General features: G+C 65.4%; 13 protein-coding genes. 9 read left to right on the top strand and 4 right to left on the bottom strand.

Annotated elements, in window-relative coordinates:
• Position 1 precedes the first annotated feature (1 nt).
• Genes B2747_RS04690 through B2747_RS04660 form a run of 7 tightly spaced genes read left to right on the top strand, consistent with a single transcriptional unit; the run spans position 2 to position 6,221 of the window.
• Positions 2-628 carry a cbb3-type cytochrome c oxidase N-terminal domain-containing protein gene (locus B2747_RS04690; RefSeq protein ID WP_291157324.1) on the top strand — a complete coding sequence of 209 codons (627 nt, stop codon included), beginning with the start codon at positions 2-4 and terminating at the stop codon, positions 626-628.
• Positions 625-2,076, top strand: a complete 1,452-nt coding sequence (ccoG, locus tag B2747_RS04685) for a cytochrome c oxidase accessory protein CcoG (RefSeq protein ID WP_291157323.1) — start codon at positions 625-627, stop codon at positions 2,074-2,076. The genes B2747_RS04690 and ccoG overlap by 4 nt, the downstream gene beginning before the upstream one ends.
• Positions 2,073-2,576, top strand: a complete 504-nt coding sequence (locus B2747_RS04680; RefSeq protein ID WP_291157321.1) for a FixH family protein — start codon at positions 2,073-2,075, stop codon at positions 2,574-2,576. Before ccoG ends, B2747_RS04680 begins: the two co-directional genes overlap by 4 nt.
• Positions 2,573-3,262: a sulfite exporter TauE/SafE family protein gene (locus B2747_RS04675; protein WP_291157319.1), complete on the top strand. Its 690-nt coding sequence runs from the start codon at positions 2,573-2,575 to the stop codon at positions 3,260-3,262. Before B2747_RS04680 ends, B2747_RS04675 begins: the two co-directional genes overlap by 4 nt.
• Entirely contained in the window at positions 3,252-5,777 is a 2,526-nt protein-coding gene (locus tag B2747_RS04670; RefSeq protein WP_291157317.1) for a heavy metal translocating P-type ATPase, read from the top strand. The genes B2747_RS04675 and B2747_RS04670 overlap by 11 nt, the downstream gene beginning before the upstream one ends.
• Entirely contained in the window at positions 5,774-5,932 is a 159-nt protein-coding gene (ccoS, locus tag B2747_RS04665; protein WP_291157315.1) for a cbb3-type cytochrome oxidase assembly protein CcoS, read from the top strand. The genes B2747_RS04670 and ccoS overlap by 4 nt, the downstream gene beginning before the upstream one ends.
• A gap of 49 nt (positions 5,933-5,981) precedes the next feature.
• The gene (locus B2747_RS04660; RefSeq protein WP_291157314.1) at positions 5,982-6,221 is read left to right on the top strand and encodes a hypothetical protein; all 240 of its coding nucleotides are present in this window, start codon (positions 5,982-5,984) and stop codon (positions 6,219-6,221) included.
• Between the two features lie 71 nt (positions 6,222-6,292).
• On the opposite strand, the gene B2747_RS04655 is transcribed toward B2747_RS04660, so the two are convergent.
• The 4 genes from B2747_RS04655 to B2747_RS04640 form a co-directional block, all read right to left on the bottom strand.
• Positions 6,293-7,585 (bottom strand): universal stress protein, encoded by a 1,293-nt coding sequence (locus B2747_RS04655; RefSeq protein ID WP_291157313.1) that lies wholly within the window; start codon positions 7,583-7,585, stop codon positions 6,293-6,295.
• Positions 7,586-7,720: 135 nt separating this feature from the next.
• The gene (locus B2747_RS04650) at positions 7,721-8,359 is read right to left on the bottom strand and encodes an ATP-binding protein (protein WP_291157311.1); all 639 of its coding nucleotides are present in this window, start codon (positions 8,357-8,359) and stop codon (positions 7,721-7,723) included.
• A 55-nt stretch (positions 8,360-8,414) separates the two neighbouring features.
• On the bottom strand, positions 8,415-10,277 hold the full coding sequence (locus tag B2747_RS04645; RefSeq protein WP_291157309.1) for a cytochrome c peroxidase: 1,863 nt from the start codon (positions 10,275-10,277) through the stop codon (positions 8,415-8,417).
• A gap of 68 nt (positions 10,278-10,345) precedes the next feature.
• A complete protein-coding gene (locus B2747_RS04640) occupies positions 10,346-11,815 on the bottom strand; it encodes an alkaline phosphatase PhoX (RefSeq protein ID WP_291157307.1) in 1,470 nt (489 codons plus the stop codon).
• Between the two features lie 327 nt (positions 11,816-12,142).
• Between B2747_RS04640 and B2747_RS04635 the strand changes: the two genes are divergently transcribed.
• Together B2747_RS04635 and B2747_RS04630 are read left to right on the top strand one after the other, a co-directional pair.
• Positions 12,143-13,420, top strand: coding sequence for a FecR domain-containing protein (locus B2747_RS04635; RefSeq protein WP_291157306.1), 1,278 nt, complete (start codon positions 12,143-12,145; stop codon positions 13,418-13,420).
• Between the two features lie 270 nt (positions 13,421-13,690).
• Positions 13,691-14,026, top strand: a 336-nt coding sequence (locus tag B2747_RS04630; RefSeq protein ID WP_291157304.1) for a hypothetical protein, incomplete at its 3' end; no start/stop codon positions are given.

The raw sequence follows: 14,026 nt of genomic DNA, 5'->3' as shown, positions 1-14,026 counted from the left end.
CATGTCCGCGTCCAACGATGCGAACTCCACCCCGTCCACGCCGGATGGGGCACGCGAGCAGAAGTCACCGCAGGCGCCCAAGGACAAGTTGCTTGACCATACCTACGACGGCATTCAGGAGTACGACAATCCGATGCCGCGCTGGTGGTTGACGACATTCGGCCTCACCATCGTGTTCTCGGTGATCTACGTGATCAACATCGGCCCCATTGGCGCCGGTGACGGCTGGATTGCCGACTACGAGAAGACCATGCGCGAGTACGCGGCGGCCAATCCGGCGCCGGCTGGCGGTGGAGCCACGCCGGAACAGCTCATGGCCCTGCTCGACGACGAAGAAGCACTCGAAGAGGGCAAGGAGACCTACACGTCGTACTGCGCCTCCTGTCATGGTCCCGATGGTGGTGGCATCATCGGCCCCAATCTCGCCGACGCCTACTGGCTGCACGGCGGTGACATCGGCTCCATCTACAAGACGGTGGCGCAGGGCGTGCTGGCCAAGGGCATGCCGCCCTGGGAGAAGTCACTCAAGCCCGATCAGCTGCAGGCGGTGGTGGCCTACGTCGCGTCGCTGAAGGGGTCAACGCCTGCCAACCCGAAGGCGCCACAGGGAGAGTTGGTCACTCCGTGACCAGCGTCCCGCCAACGGCTGGTCGGCGTGTCCTGCCGACGCTCAACGAGGACGGATCGCGGCGCTGGATCCGTCCCAAGCCCGCGCATGGCCCGTGGTGGCAGCGTCGGCGGGTCGTGGCCTACCTGCTCATGGCCATCTTCTTCGCGGCGCCACATCTGCGCGTCTTTGGCAAGCCCGTGTTTCTCATGGACCTGCCGCGCCGCGAATTCACGTTGATGGGCTACACGTTTCTTCCCACCGACACGCTGCTGTTCATGTTCACGCTCGGCGCGGGCGTGATCGGCATTTTTCTGCTCACCGCCCTCTTTGGACGCGCGTGGTGCGGATGGGCCTGTCCGCAGACGGTGTATCTGGAGTTCCTGTTCCGTCCCATCGGCCGCTGGTTCGATGGCGGCTACGCCGGTTCGCGGGCGCTCGACAAGCAGGGCGCGTGGTTCACGCCACGTCGTCTCGCCAAGTACGTCACGTTCTTCCTGCTGGCGCTGTTCGTATCGCATACCATGCTCGCGTTCTTCGTGGGCACCGATCAGCTCTACACCTGGATTACCGGCAGTCCGGCCGATCACCCCACGGCGTTCTTCTTCGTGGTGCTGTTCACCGGCATCGTGTGGTTCAACTTCACCTACTTCCGCGAGCAGACTTGCCTCATCGTCTGCCCGTACGGTCGCTGGCAGGCGGCGCTCATTGATCGGCAGTCGGTCATCGTAGCCTACGACGTGAATCGCGGTGAACCGCGCGCGCACGCCGGCGCCACACGCGATCCGAGCGCCGGCGACTGCATCGACTGCAAGGCCTGCGTACAGACCTGCCCCACCGGCATCGATATCCGCAACGGCCTGCAGATGGAATGCGTGCACTGCACGCAGTGCATCGATGCCTGTGACGACATCATGGTGAAGATCGGCAAGCCCAAGGGGCTTATCCGCTATTCCTCCCAGGATGCCATTGCGGGTCAGCCACGCAAGCTGCTGCGCCTGCGCACCATTCTGTATCCCGCGGTGCTCACCATCCTCCTCGGCGGCCTTGCCATCACCATGTGGCGCAAGCCGGCGGCAGACCTCACGGTGCTGCGCGGACTCGATGGGCCCTTCACCACCGAAGCCGACGGACGCATTGCCAATCAGGTGCGTATCAAGGTCACCAACCGTCGCGGCGAGAACATGGCCTACCCCATCGTGTTCTCGGGGCTGGTAGGCACGCCACTGGAGCCCAACGCACCGGTGCTGGATTCCACGCAGGTTACGATTGTCGCGCCGGAAAACCCGCTGCGCATTGACGCCGGTGAGACGCGCACAACCAGTGTGTTTGTGCTGCTGCCTCCATCGGCCTTCGTGAACGGCGAACGCTGGGTCACCATCACACTCTCCGACGAGCGCGGGTATCTCGAAACGCTGCGCTACCGTTTACTCGGCCCGAACTCCTCCAACCGGAGCGCTACGCCATGAAGCCCGGCATCGGCTGGCCCATCGGCATTGCCTGCATCCTTGGCGCCACGATCGTGGGCAACCTCGTCGTCATGCGCATCGCCGGCAACGACCCCGCCTTCTCGGTGGAACCCGACTACTATCGCAAGGCCGTGCACTATGACTCCACCATGGCGCAGGAGCGTCGCAATCTGGCACTGGGCTGGCAGGTGCGCAGCACCCTGTCACCCATCACCGCGTCGGACAGCGCCGAGTTGCAGGTGGTCCTGACCAACGCCAACGCGGAGCCGCTGCGCGGTGCGGAGGTGGCCATCATGGCGCGCTTCAACGCGCGCGCCAACGACACGCTCACCGCCACGCTTCGGGAAGACGCGCCGGGCCGGTATCTCACCACCCTGCCCGTGCGGCACGCCGGCGAGTGGGAGGTGCGTGTCGATGCACGCATGGGTGATGCGCACTGGCAGGACGCCCAGCGTGTGCAGGCGGTGCGTTCGACACGGTTGACCGACACCGCGCCGTGATCCTCAGCACCTCGGGCATCTTTCTGGCCAGTCTGGTGGGCAGCGTGCACTGCGCCGGCATGTGCGGCGGGTTCGTGTGTCTGTACACGCAGGGCGCTGAGTCGCCAAACCGCATGCATCATGCCTGGTACAATGGTGGCCGTCTCCTGTCCTACCTGGCGTTGGGCGCGCTGGCTGGTGCGCTTGGTGCGCAGGTGACACGGCTCGGGGTGCTGGTTGGCGTCTCACGTGCCGCCGCCCTCGTGGCGGCAGTACTCATGGTGGGCTGGGCGCTGTCGACCATCGCCGCACGACAGGGTGTGGTGTTGTCGCGCATGCAGGCGCCGGAAGCCTGGCAACGCGCCATTGGTTCGCTGCTGCGTCCGTTGCGCCACATGCCACCGGCGCAGCGCGCGCTGGCCACGGGGCTGTTGACTACTCTGCTGCCCTGTGGATGGCTGTATGTATTTGTGGCGGCGGCCGGTGGCACCGGTCAGGTATCAACGGCCATGCTGACGATGTTCGTGTTCTGGCTGGGAACAGTGCCGGCGCTGGTGGCGGTGGGTGTGGGTGCGCAGCGTGTACTGGCGCCACTGCGTCAGCGCCTGCCGGTGCTCAGTGCTGCGGTGGTGCTGGTCATCGGGCTGCTCACCGTGGCCGGCCACCTGAGTGGAACCGCCCTGCCTGGAGTACAGCATGTCCACTGAAGCCGTGATGGCCCACACGGTCACGACGCCTGCCACGACGCAGACCTCGACGCATGCCACGACGGTAGCCTGTGCGCACTGCGGACTCGAAGTGCCCAGTGGCCTCGTGGACCAGGCGCGCGAACGGCAGTTCTGCTGCACGGGCTGCGAAACGGCCTTCGGCATTCTGCACACGCACGGTCTCGCCGCGTACTACGGGTTTGCCGAGCGTCGCGAGGGCCCGGTGCGCGGCAGTGGCCGCAGCTATGAAGAGTTTGACCATCCAACGTTTGCCGAGCTGTATGTGAAGTCGCTGCCCGGCGGACGCGCGCGCACGGAGCTCTACCTGGAGGGTATTCATTGCGCCTCCTGTGTATGGCTGGTGGAGCGCGTGCCGCTGCTGCAGTCTGGCGTGCTGCGCAGCGAACTCGATGTACGCCGTGCACTGGCCGTGGTCGAGTGGGACCCGTCGGCCGTGGCGCTCTCCGAGGTGGCCCGAACGCTCGATGCGTTGGGATATGCGCCCCATCCGTTCCGTGGCGTGGCCCGGGCCGACATGCGTCGGCGCGAAGATCGCGCGATGCTCGTACGCATCGGCATTGCGGGCGCTATTGCCATCAATGTCATGCTCACCTCGCTCGCGCTTTATGCCGGCGAAGTGAACGGTATGGAAGCGCGCTTCGAGCAGTTCTTCCGCTGGATGACCTTCGCCATCACATTGCCCGCCTTCATCTGGCCGGGTCGAGTGTTCTTCAGTGGGGCGTGGGCCGCCTTGCGCACGCGCACGTTGCACATGGACTTGCCGATCGCCATTGCGTTGGCGGCCGGTCTCGTCCGCGGGGCCATCAACACCATCACCGGCACCGGCCCCATCTACTTCGATGGTCTGGCACTACTCATTTTTGCGCTGCTGGTGGGACGCTTTCTGCAACAGCGCGGTCAACGTCTCGCCACCGACTCCGCCGAACTGCTGCACGCCATTGCGCCCGACACGGCGCGCATCGTGGAGCAGGATCGGCTGCGTGAGGTTCCGGCGTCGGCGCTGTTGCCCGGCATGATTCTCGACGTGCGCGCCGGTGAGAGTTTTGCAGCCGACGGCGTGTTGCTGGACGGACGCACGACGGTGAATGCGGCGCTGCTGACTGGGGAATCACGCCCAACGCGCGTGGAAGCAGGTGGCAGTGTGTACGCGGGAACGCTCAATGTGGAAGCGCCCGTGCGTGTGCGTGTCGAGCAGGCCGGCGAACATAGCCGCATTGCACGCCTGCTGCAGCAGGTGGAGCAGAGCGCAGCGCGGCGTGCGCCCATTGTACTCACGGCCAATCGTCTGGCTGGTGTATTTACGGCCGTGGTGTTGGTGGCGGCGGCGGCCATTTTTGTGGTCAAGTCGCAGCTCAATCTGCCGCACGCACTCGACGACGCCATTGCGCTGCTCATCGTGACCTGTCCCTGCGCACTGGCGCTGGCGACGCCGCTGGCCATCACGGTGGCGGTGGGCCGCGCAGCAGGCAACGGCATGCTCATCAAGGGGGGCGACGCGCTTGAGCTGCTGGCCAAGCCCGGCATTCTCGTGCTCGACAAGACGGGTACACTCACCGAGGGACGTACCACCTTGGTTGCGTGGCACGGTCCCGACTGGGTACGCGAGCTCGTGCTGTCACTCGAAGCCGGGTCGTCGCATCCGCTGGCTGACGGATTCCGTCGCGCCTGGCCTCATGTGGCCGTACACCCCGTGCAGGATGCCGAGCACGTGGTGGGCGGTGGTCTCCGTGGTGTGGTGAACGGTCATCGCGTGCAGGTGGGCTCGCCGCGCTTTGTGAGGCAGGCGGCGCCTACCCACAACATGGTCTGGCCCGAACTCGCGCCCACGCTGACGCCGGTGCATGTGGCCGTCGATGGCGTATTGGTCGCGGTAGCAGGATTGGGCGACCAGGTGCGCGCCGACGCCTTGCCCTCGCTGCAGCGTCTGCGCGCATTGGGCTGGCGCACGCTCATGCTGAGCGGCGACACGCCCGACGTGGCTACAGCCGTCGGTCAATCGCTTGGCTTTGCCACCAGCGAGGTGACGGGCGGCGCATCACCGGAAGACAAGCTGCGCGTGGTGGAGCAGCTCAAGGCCGAAGGAACGGTGGTCATGGTGGGCGATGGCGTCAACGATGCGGCCGCCATTGCGGCGGCGCATGTGGGCGTGGGTGTGCATGGCGGTGCGGAAGCCTGTCTGTCCACGGCCGATGTGTATCTCACACAGCCCGGACTCTCCGCACTGGTTGGGCTGCACGAGGGCGCGCGCAACACGCTGCGTGTCATCCGGCGCAACATCGCGCTCAGCATCGGCTACAACATCGTGGGCGCGTCGCTTGCGGTGGCAGGGATTCTCTCGCCGCTCATTGCGGCCGTGCTCATGCCGCTGAGCTCCATCACCGTGGTGCTTGGCAGTTGGTATGGACACTCGTTTCCGCGTCGTGGCTCTTCGCGCCCCACACCAAGAGCCAACGCGCCTGCAGCGATGCAGCCCCAACCGGTACCCCAACCATGAGCGTGCTTTTCCTGGTCCTGCCGCTCGCCCTGTTGGTGGTGGGCGGCGCCGTGCTGGCCTTCGTCTGGAGCGCACGCAGCGGGCAGTATGACGACCTCGACACGCCGGCCATGCGCGTGCTGGGGGACGATCCGCCTACGCGGCCACCCGAGTAACGACCGCCGCCCCCTTGTGAGCCGGCCCGGCGCGCCCGACATTCTGGCCATGAGCGACCTCCCAGCCTCCCCTCAGCCGACGCCACCGCTCCCACAGGGCGATCGACGTCGCAACCCGCGCCTGCGTGAACTGGTGGACGAGATGATGGCCACCATTCGCGCGGCCTCGCACCGCGACCTCTGGAGTCCCGAAGAACGGGCCCGCTGTGAAGCGGACATGGCGCGCATCATGGACTCCGTGCGATCGCATGCCCTTGGCGGTCCCGCAGCGCGCGCCAAGCTGGACTGACGTCGCGCACGGATCGTGACGGCCCGTCATGAACCACGGGGCCGTCACGACCAGCGGGACGTGGTTGCCCGCTATTCGAGCATCACCAGCGTTTCACCAGCCGGATACTTGATCTGCAGCATGTGGTCTCCGCCGTGCAGATCGGTAAGCCGTGCGATTTCCTCCACGTTGCCGATGGCATGCGTGAGATGCGCGCTGCCGGCGGATTCGCCGCCGAAGGTCAGGACCACACTCCGCGTGTCTGCCTCCCAGGTCATGCCACGCAACGGCAGATGATGACCGAGCGGCTGCACGCCAATGTCGTACTGATGCACCTCGACCGAGCACAGCCGCCCCTGCTGCCGCTGGGTGAACGCGTCCAGTGACTCGGCCAGCGTATCGTCTGGCCAGACGTGCGTGTGCTCACGCTGCACAGCCTGACGCGCCCGCGCAGCGGCCTGTGTGCGCGCACTGCCCGGCACGCAGAGCACCGAACACGGCGCTTCCCGTACCAGCGTGGCCGCCACACTGCCCAGCATCATGCGGCGCATGAAGCCGTAGCCGTGAGTGGCCGTGACGACAACATCGGCCGGCTGCGCATGCAGATGAGCCACGAGGGTATTGCCGACATGACCTTCGAGTACGGTCGTGGTAAACGACAGCCCGGGCCGACGAATGCGATCGAGCAGCGCCGCAAAGCTGGCGGCCGCCTGCTCGCGGTACTCTGCCACGAAGTCTTTCACGGCCGCACCGGTGTCGCTTAGGCGCGGCGCGATATGCACCAACTCAATGCTCGCGTGCGGAGCCACAAAGTCGAGCGCCACCTGGGCTGCGTAAATGCTGAACACGCTGAAGTCCGTGGCGATGACGACGCGCTGTGGCAAGCGCTCTAGACGCGCATCGACCGCAAACACGGGCGTGTCGCCCTGCTGCAGAAGTCGCAACACGGTTTCGCCACTGAAGAGTCGCTCGACGAGCGGATGCTTGCCGCGCCCCACCAGTACCAGCCGTGCTTCGTGCGCGCGTGCCAGCGCGGAGATCTCCCGGGCTGGCTCCCCGACGCGCACGGTGATGGGCCAGTCCCAGTCCTCCGGCCCGGAGTGCCCCAGCTGCGCCACCACCGCCGTGCGACGATCGGCCATGAGTGCTTCGGCCGGCAGACCAGGAAAGGCCACCGCCTCGAAGCCGTAGGTTGGCAGGGCGTTGGGTGGCACGGCGCTTACCACCTGCACGGCCGCGCCCGTCTGCCGACTCATCGCGTCCGCCAGACGAAATGCCGCGTCGGACGCGGTGGAGGTATCGGTGGCTACGAGTAGCGGGCCGAGTGGGGCGCGCGTGGCCTCGTAGGTGGTGCGAAGATCTTCGGCGGTGCGTGATGCGGGCATGGCAGCCTCCTGACCTCAAGGTCGGGTGCGGGGGATGCTTCATGGTGCCACGCTGGTTCGCACGGCGCCATGCGGCATTTCCCCACACGACGTCTGGTATTGGCGCTGTACGCGACCATCCGACAACGAGCTCTGCTACTGAAAGACCGCCAGCGAGCGCAGCCGTGCCTCGTTGCGAACCCGACAGCACTCGGGCATGAAGTCCCGCAGATGAGCGAGTGCATGTGCGGCCTTGGCGAGGAAATCCTCGGTGGCTGGCACTTCCACGTATCGCGGATGCCCGGCCCAGACCTCCTTGATGCGCTGGTCGATCTGCTGGGCTTCATCATGCGATTCAATGCGCAGCGGATTGTCGTGATTGTAGTCGGACGCTGCGGGCGTGCGCAGATGAATGACCGCGTAGTAGCGCGCGAGCTCTTCTTCACGAGTGCTGCCCACTTCTTCCCACAGCGAACCTTCGCCAAGCCAGTACACGGCACCGTCCAGGGTACCGCGGTCGCAGACTACCGTGGCCGCGTTTTCGACAAGCACGGTGGCCTCTAGCTCGCGCTGCACATGATAAATGGCGCGCTGGCCGGCTCGGCGGATATCCACCCGACCGTTGCGTGGGAAGTTTCCGCCAAACACGATGCCGGCCGCCTCGGGCAGTCGGCGTACATGGTCGCAGAAGAACAGGCGCGCGAGTTCGAGCACGGCAGACTTGCCGGCGCCGGGGCCGCCGGTGAGTACCACGCGGCGGCCATCGTGTTGCTCAGTGCAGGAACAAAGACCCATGCCGGCAATCTAGCCAGCAGGATCTGGTCACGCTGCACGGCGGGCAGCCGTCCGCTCAGTGCGCCGAAGTGCCCGCGATATCGGTGAGCGCGCGCATGAAGGTCACCAGTGCCCGCTTCTCCTGTGGCGTGAGCCTGAGCTTGTCCGGAGGCAGTGTCTGGTTGTCAAGCGCGATGCCAATGCCCGCGCCGCCGCCGCGATCGTAGAACTCCACGACCTCTTCCAGCGTGCGATATACGCCGTTGTGCATGTACGGCGCGGTGAGAGCCACGTTGCGAATGGACGGCGTGCGAAAGGCATACCGGTGCGGATCGGCGCGCGTGAGGCGATAGCGTCCGACATCGGCATCAACCTTGGCGTTGGCTGCTACCGCACGAGACGGAACACCCAGCACTTCGACCTCCGACTTCTGATACATGGGCGGCACCGTGCCATTGGTGAGCGGCAGGAAGTGACAGGTGGCACACTTGCCCTTGCCCACGAAGACGTTGAAGCCCAGCCGTTCCTCGTCAGACAGCGCGTCCACCTCACCGCGCAGGGCACGATCCACCGGCGAGTTGAGGCGCGACAGGCTGCGCTGGTACGCTGCCAGCGTCGTGCGGATACGAGCTGCCGTGACGACAGACACGCCATGCGCAGGGTTACTGGCGAACGCGGCTCGAAACGTGGCCGCCAGCGTGCTATCGGCCGCGAGGCGCGTGGCAATCGTACCGAGATTGCCGTGCAACTCATCCACGCTCTCGATCACGTCAGTCACCTGATCTTCCAGAAACGTCGTGCGCAGATCAGCGAACGAGCCCAACTGCAGTCCGCTGTTGATGACCGTGGGTGTGTTGCGGGCAAGCGGCGCACCACCGCGCGCCTGATTGGACACCAGCCCATCGGCAAAGGCCTTGCCCGGCAGATGACATGAGCTGCACGAACGGGTGCCATTTCCGGAGAGTCGTGTATCGCGAAACAGTTGCGCCCCCAGATCGACCTGCTCGGGTGTTGCCGCAACGGCATCGAGCGGCGCGAAACCCAGCACGTCAAACGCGGCGCTGTCGAACACCGTGGCCGCGTCCATGGCAAAGGCCCGCCGCTCGGCTGGCACCGCAATGTTGAGTGCAAGTCGTGTGCGTTGCACCGCATGACCCAGCGGCACCAGGCGCTGCGCGAGAAAGGTGAAGTGGTCGAACGCATCCCGGTCTGATGTGGCCATGAGCATGCGACGAGAGTCAGTCAGCAGCGAGTCGAGATGCGCCCAGATGCTATCGCGACTGCGATATGGCGCGAGCGTGCGCACCACACCCTCGAGTGCCATATCCGCCTCGGACAAGCCAAGTCCTGCCGCCGGGGAATCGAAGCCCGCCACACCGAGCGTGGCAATGCGCGCCAGCTCAAGTTTGACCGCATCCCACACATGCGCGTCGGTGGCTTGCTGCGCGGCCATCATGGTTTGTGCGCGCGTCACGAGCGGACGCAGCGTGGAAGTCTCGGTGATGAGCTCTTCACGTTCTGCCACCGGGTCGTCGCCATAGAGTACCTCTTCAATGACCTGAAATCCCTTGGGCGGAAACACCGCCTCGGGTCCTTCTTCGTCCTCCACTTCAGGGAGCGCGGGCCCGTTCATCTCCTTGGCCGTGGACGGCATGTAGTACTCAAGGCCCACTTCAACCAGCTTGAAGGCACGACGGGCTTCGACAAACGCGGCACGCGCCTCAGGAACGTCGTCCGGGGTGCGCAGAGCCTGCGCAGCAGAGTCGAGCCGCGCCACGCTCAGTGCAAGCGTGTCGAGGTGCGTGCGCCAGATACCCACCACCTGCGTGGCACGTGCGAACTCGGCGTCGGTGGCCGACGTAGTGTCGGGAGACGGTGTCGCGCAGCTGGCGATCAGGAGCGCCGCGATCAGCGGCGATGTTTGACGAAGCGTCTTCATATGTTCGGGAACGACGCCGGCCCGGGGCGCTGTGCCTCGGGTCGGCGTACAGGTTCAGGACTCCTGGATCAGCGCGGCAGGCCCTTCACGACGACGAGCATGCTGGCCTGATTTTCATTCGGACGCAGCGTACCACCATCCACGCCGCGGTACTTGTCGGCGCGCCAGGAGTGCGGCTGCAGCGCCACGATGAAGGTGTTGTCCTGACCAAGCTGCGACGACACGTCGATCATCGCACCATACTCCCAGCCCGCCTTGCCAGCGGGACGGGCGTTTACCGCGTTGTAGAGCGCGGCGTCGGCCTGCGTGCGTCGATGGTCGAGCTCGAGCACCGGCTTGAGTTCACGCGTGGCGATGTTGTACTGGTAGATGTACGCGTCGTGCGTCTCATCACCGTAGCCATTGTCGTCTTCCTGCAGGTAGACGTAGTTCTGGCCCACGTACACGTTGTCGAGGTTCTGGAAGAGACGCGCAGCGTTGGTTGGCGACTTGTCATCCCCGTCCGCAATCACCTCCAGGGTGCCCTGCAGCGGATTCGCGGGGTCCAGCCGCAAACGATACGCGCGGCCGTACTTGGTACGGCTGTAGTCTGCGTTCACGCCGGTGTTGTTCTGTCCCGTGGCCACGAAGTAGATCTCGCGGTTGTTCTCCGCTGAGCCCTTGCGGTAGTCCACGTCTTCGACGCGCGCAAAGCGAATGGCGTTGAGCGTCGCGCCGGCCTGATTGATCTGACGACCCGTGAGCGTCTTCTGGTTCTGGATCTGACGGAACTGCACCGGATAGCTCTGACCCACCACCATGTCGCGCTCACGCGTGTTGTTGTCGGTGCGCGCGAGCACGTACAGGTTGCCGTTGTCGAGATCTCCCACGGTGTTCGAGAGATACATGGCCACCTGGCCACCTTCGGCGCCCGAGTCATCATCACCGATCAGCACGACCGTACGGTTCGGATACGCCACCTTGGGCAGCGGCACGGCGTTCTCGGTGTTGAAGCGACCGAAGGCCGAGAGGTACTTGGGCGTATTGGCCGGGCCCGACGGATCAACCGCAAGGATTTCCGACTCTTCGCTGCTTTCGCCGGCGGTGATGAACGCGCTGAAGCCGTGCTCTTCCACGGTGGCGAGTGTAGCCGAGCAGAGACGGTAGCGACCAGCGGTGGAGTTCACCACGTAGTCGCCACTGATGGGCTTGAGATCCTTGTCGAAGCGAATGCGCGATACCGCGAAGTTGTCTTCGTGATTCACCAGTGCGGTGAACGAGCCGTCGCTGTTGCGCATGAAGCCCGTACCGTCGGCCGAACCGCCAAACACGAACGAAGGCGAACCGGCGAGCTGGTCGTCTGAGCTGATGAGGCTGTAGATCTCCACGCCCGGCACGAGCGACTTGAGCAGCGCCGGCGTGACCGACTGATTCTTGAGGGCTACCGGCGTCGGTGCCGGCGTCGGCGTGGCCAGGCTGTCGTTGTCGTCGCCGCAAGCGGCCAGCGTCAGCCCGCTCATGGCGGTGAGGAGCGACGTGCGTAGAAAGGTGGAGCGCATCGGTTGACCTGATGTTCGACGTGAAGGGGACACGGGGAATGCCGTGCACGCGTCACGTACGCCCGGCCGTGTGACGGTATCCCGCACGGCCTGTCACGAGCTGGTCAACATGTGGTCGCAATTCATGAAGCCGCAGATGCCGCGAAGTTCTCCCGAAGTCGCCGGTCTGATCTGTATGGCAGGAGACAGCGCGCATGAGGTTGTCAGGGAAACCCGTTTGCGCATCCGTGGTACGGATCGCAGTGTCAAAGGAAAGCGGAGTCTCGTGCCTGCGGATTCCGCTGGTGTGCACCGTGCGGCCGCCTGCGTGGCGGCGTGGAGGATTCCATGGCGGTTGTGCTCCCTCTCCCTGACGCCGCGCTCGTCGATCGATTCGCGCATGGCGACGAAAACGCGCTGATTGCGCTTTACCGGCAGGAGTACGACGGCCTGCTGGCCATGGCCAGAGAAGCGCTTGGCGCTGATCTCGCGGCCTATCGCGGCAAGATTGCGCACACGGCCATGCTGGACACGTGGGCCGCACGAGAGCGTTTCGAAAGTCCACTCGCCATCTCCGCGTTTCTCGAGGAGGCGGTGAAACAGGCGGCCCATGCGCAGCAGCGCAAGCATGCGGCGTTGCATCATCGACCCGGTGCCACCGCGTCGTCGCATTTGAGTGTTCCCGATGTAGACGGTGCCGTGCGGGCCCTCATGGACGCTTTGCACACACCGGTTGATCACGAAGCCGCTGTGCGCGAGGCGCGTGAAGCGCAGCGTACGCATGCCCGCGAACACGTCGAGCGTGTGGTGGATCGTCCGCGCTGGATGCTCTATGCCGGACTCGCCTTGGTGGCCGCCGTGGTTCTCTACTTCGGGCAACGCCTGCTCGACGGCATGAGCCGTGAATCGGCCCTTGATGCCGCGCTGAACAGCACCGACGCGCAGGTACTCACCTCGGGCAACGGCCAGCGTGGCGCACTTACGCTGCGCGACGGCACCCGGGCCATGTTGGGGTCAGACACGCGGCTGCGCGTCCCGTCTGCCTTCGGCAACACGCTTCGCACCATCAGTCTCGAAGGCACCGCCACTTTCACGCCAACGCCGGCGGCATCGCACCCGCGCGGGTTGCCGTTTGCGGTACGCGCCGGGGCGCTTACGCTGACCGCGCAGGGCACGGTGTTCAGCGTGCGTCACTTCCCGGGTGAGGAGGGCAGCGTGCTGTCGGTGTCCGAGGGCGCCGTAGAGATTCGTCATCGCGCCAACGGCAGCACGTACCGGGTCGAAGCGGGTCAGGCCGTCCGCTTCACCGAGGCGGGGGCCATCACGCCATTGGACGTGGGGGCGCGGGATGTCGCACTCGCCTGGACGCGCGACAGCATTGTGTTCAGCGCCACGCCACTGCGCCTGGTGGTCCCGGAACTCGTGCGCTGGTTCGGCATGAACGCCGTCATCGCCGACAGCAGCCTGCTCGACCGACCGGTCAGCATGCGGATCCCGCTCACGTCGAGCGGTGAAGCGACGGACGCGCTGACCCGGGCGGCGGGGCTGGCTATCCAGTTCGGCAAGAACGACCGGATCGAGTTTGTGGCGGCGCCGCCAAAGGTCGAGTCGACGAAGCGTCGCTAGGCGCCGGGCCAGATTGGCGCCGGGCCAGATTGGCGCCGGCCCAGATTGGCGCGGCCCCGCACGGGCGGTGGGCCTCTTCGGAGACCCATCGCCCGTTCCATATTGTGGATTTCTTTTGATTTGACATGAAATGGACTGATTTCGTCAGCGGGTGTCGGAAACTCGCAAACGGTCCCATGCACTCATGCGTATGTGCACGTCCGGATCCTGTTTCGCACGTGCCCCGGACGCCGTGAACCGGTCACCCCTCCATTTCTGATCATCCCCCGCATGCGTTCTTCATATTCGGTCCTCCTTGTCGGGGGCCTGCTTGCCTTCGCTCCCAATGCCATGCTGGCCCAACCGGCCGGACCACCGGGTGGCCCACCAGGTGGACCTGCCGCCACCGGACGACCGGCTGGGCCGGGCGGGCCGGGCGGGAGACCAGGCGCCCCCGCCGTCGAGGTGCTCCCGGACAGTCTGCTGCAGCAGTCCCTGCGAGTGTTTCTCGATTGCCAGGGCGGGGTGCGCGGATGTGACCGTACGTTCTTCGTTCAGGAGATGGGTTATGTGAACTGGGTGCGTGACCGCTTCGACAGCGACGATGCTTCTATGTCTGTCAAGAGG

Origin of the sequence: Gemmatimonas sp. UBA7669 (assembly GCF_002483225.1) — a bacterium.
In the GTDB taxonomy this organism is placed as follows: domain Bacteria; phylum Gemmatimonadota; class Gemmatimonadetes; order Gemmatimonadales; family Gemmatimonadaceae; genus Gemmatimonas.
This window is presented reverse-complemented; position numbering and strand designations above follow the sequence as displayed.

What these genes read in the sequence shown, in the direction of transcription:
- B2747_RS04690 (WP_291157324.1), top strand. Translation starts at nt 2, where the DNA reads ATGTCCGCGTCCAACGATGCGAACTCCACCCCGTCCACGCCGGATGGG.
- B2747_RS04680 (WP_291157321.1), top strand. Translation starts at nt 2,073, where the DNA reads ATGAAGCCCGGCATCGGCTGGCCCATCGGCATTGCCTGCATCCTTGGC.
- B2747_RS04670 (WP_291157317.1), top strand. Translation starts at nt 3,252, where the DNA reads ATGTCCACTGAAGCCGTGATGGCCCACACGGTCACGACGCCTGCCACG.
- ccoS (WP_291157315.1), top strand. Translation starts at nt 5,774, where the DNA reads ATGAGCGTGCTTTTCCTGGTCCTGCCGCTCGCCCTGTTGGTGGTGGGC.
- B2747_RS04660 (WP_291157314.1), top strand. Translation starts at nt 5,982, where the DNA reads ATGAGCGACCTCCCAGCCTCCCCTCAGCCGACGCCACCGCTCCCACAG.
- B2747_RS04655 (WP_291157313.1), bottom strand. Translation starts at nt 7,585, where the DNA reads ATGCCCGCATCACGCACCGCCGAAGATCTTCGCACCACCTACGAGGCC.
- B2747_RS04650 (WP_291157311.1), bottom strand. Translation starts at nt 8,359, where the DNA reads ATGGGTCTTTGTTCCTGCACTGAGCAACACGATGGCCGCCGCGTGGTA.
- B2747_RS04645 (WP_291157309.1), bottom strand. Translation starts at nt 10,277, where the DNA reads ATGAAGACGCTTCGTCAAACATCGCCGCTGATCGCGGCGCTCCTGATC.
- B2747_RS04640 (WP_291157307.1), bottom strand. Translation starts at nt 11,815, where the DNA reads ATGCGCTCCACCTTTCTACGCACGTCGCTCCTCACCGCCATGAGCGGG.
- B2747_RS04635 (WP_291157306.1), top strand. Translation starts at nt 12,143, where the DNA reads ATGGCGGTTGTGCTCCCTCTCCCTGACGCCGCGCTCGTCGATCGATTC.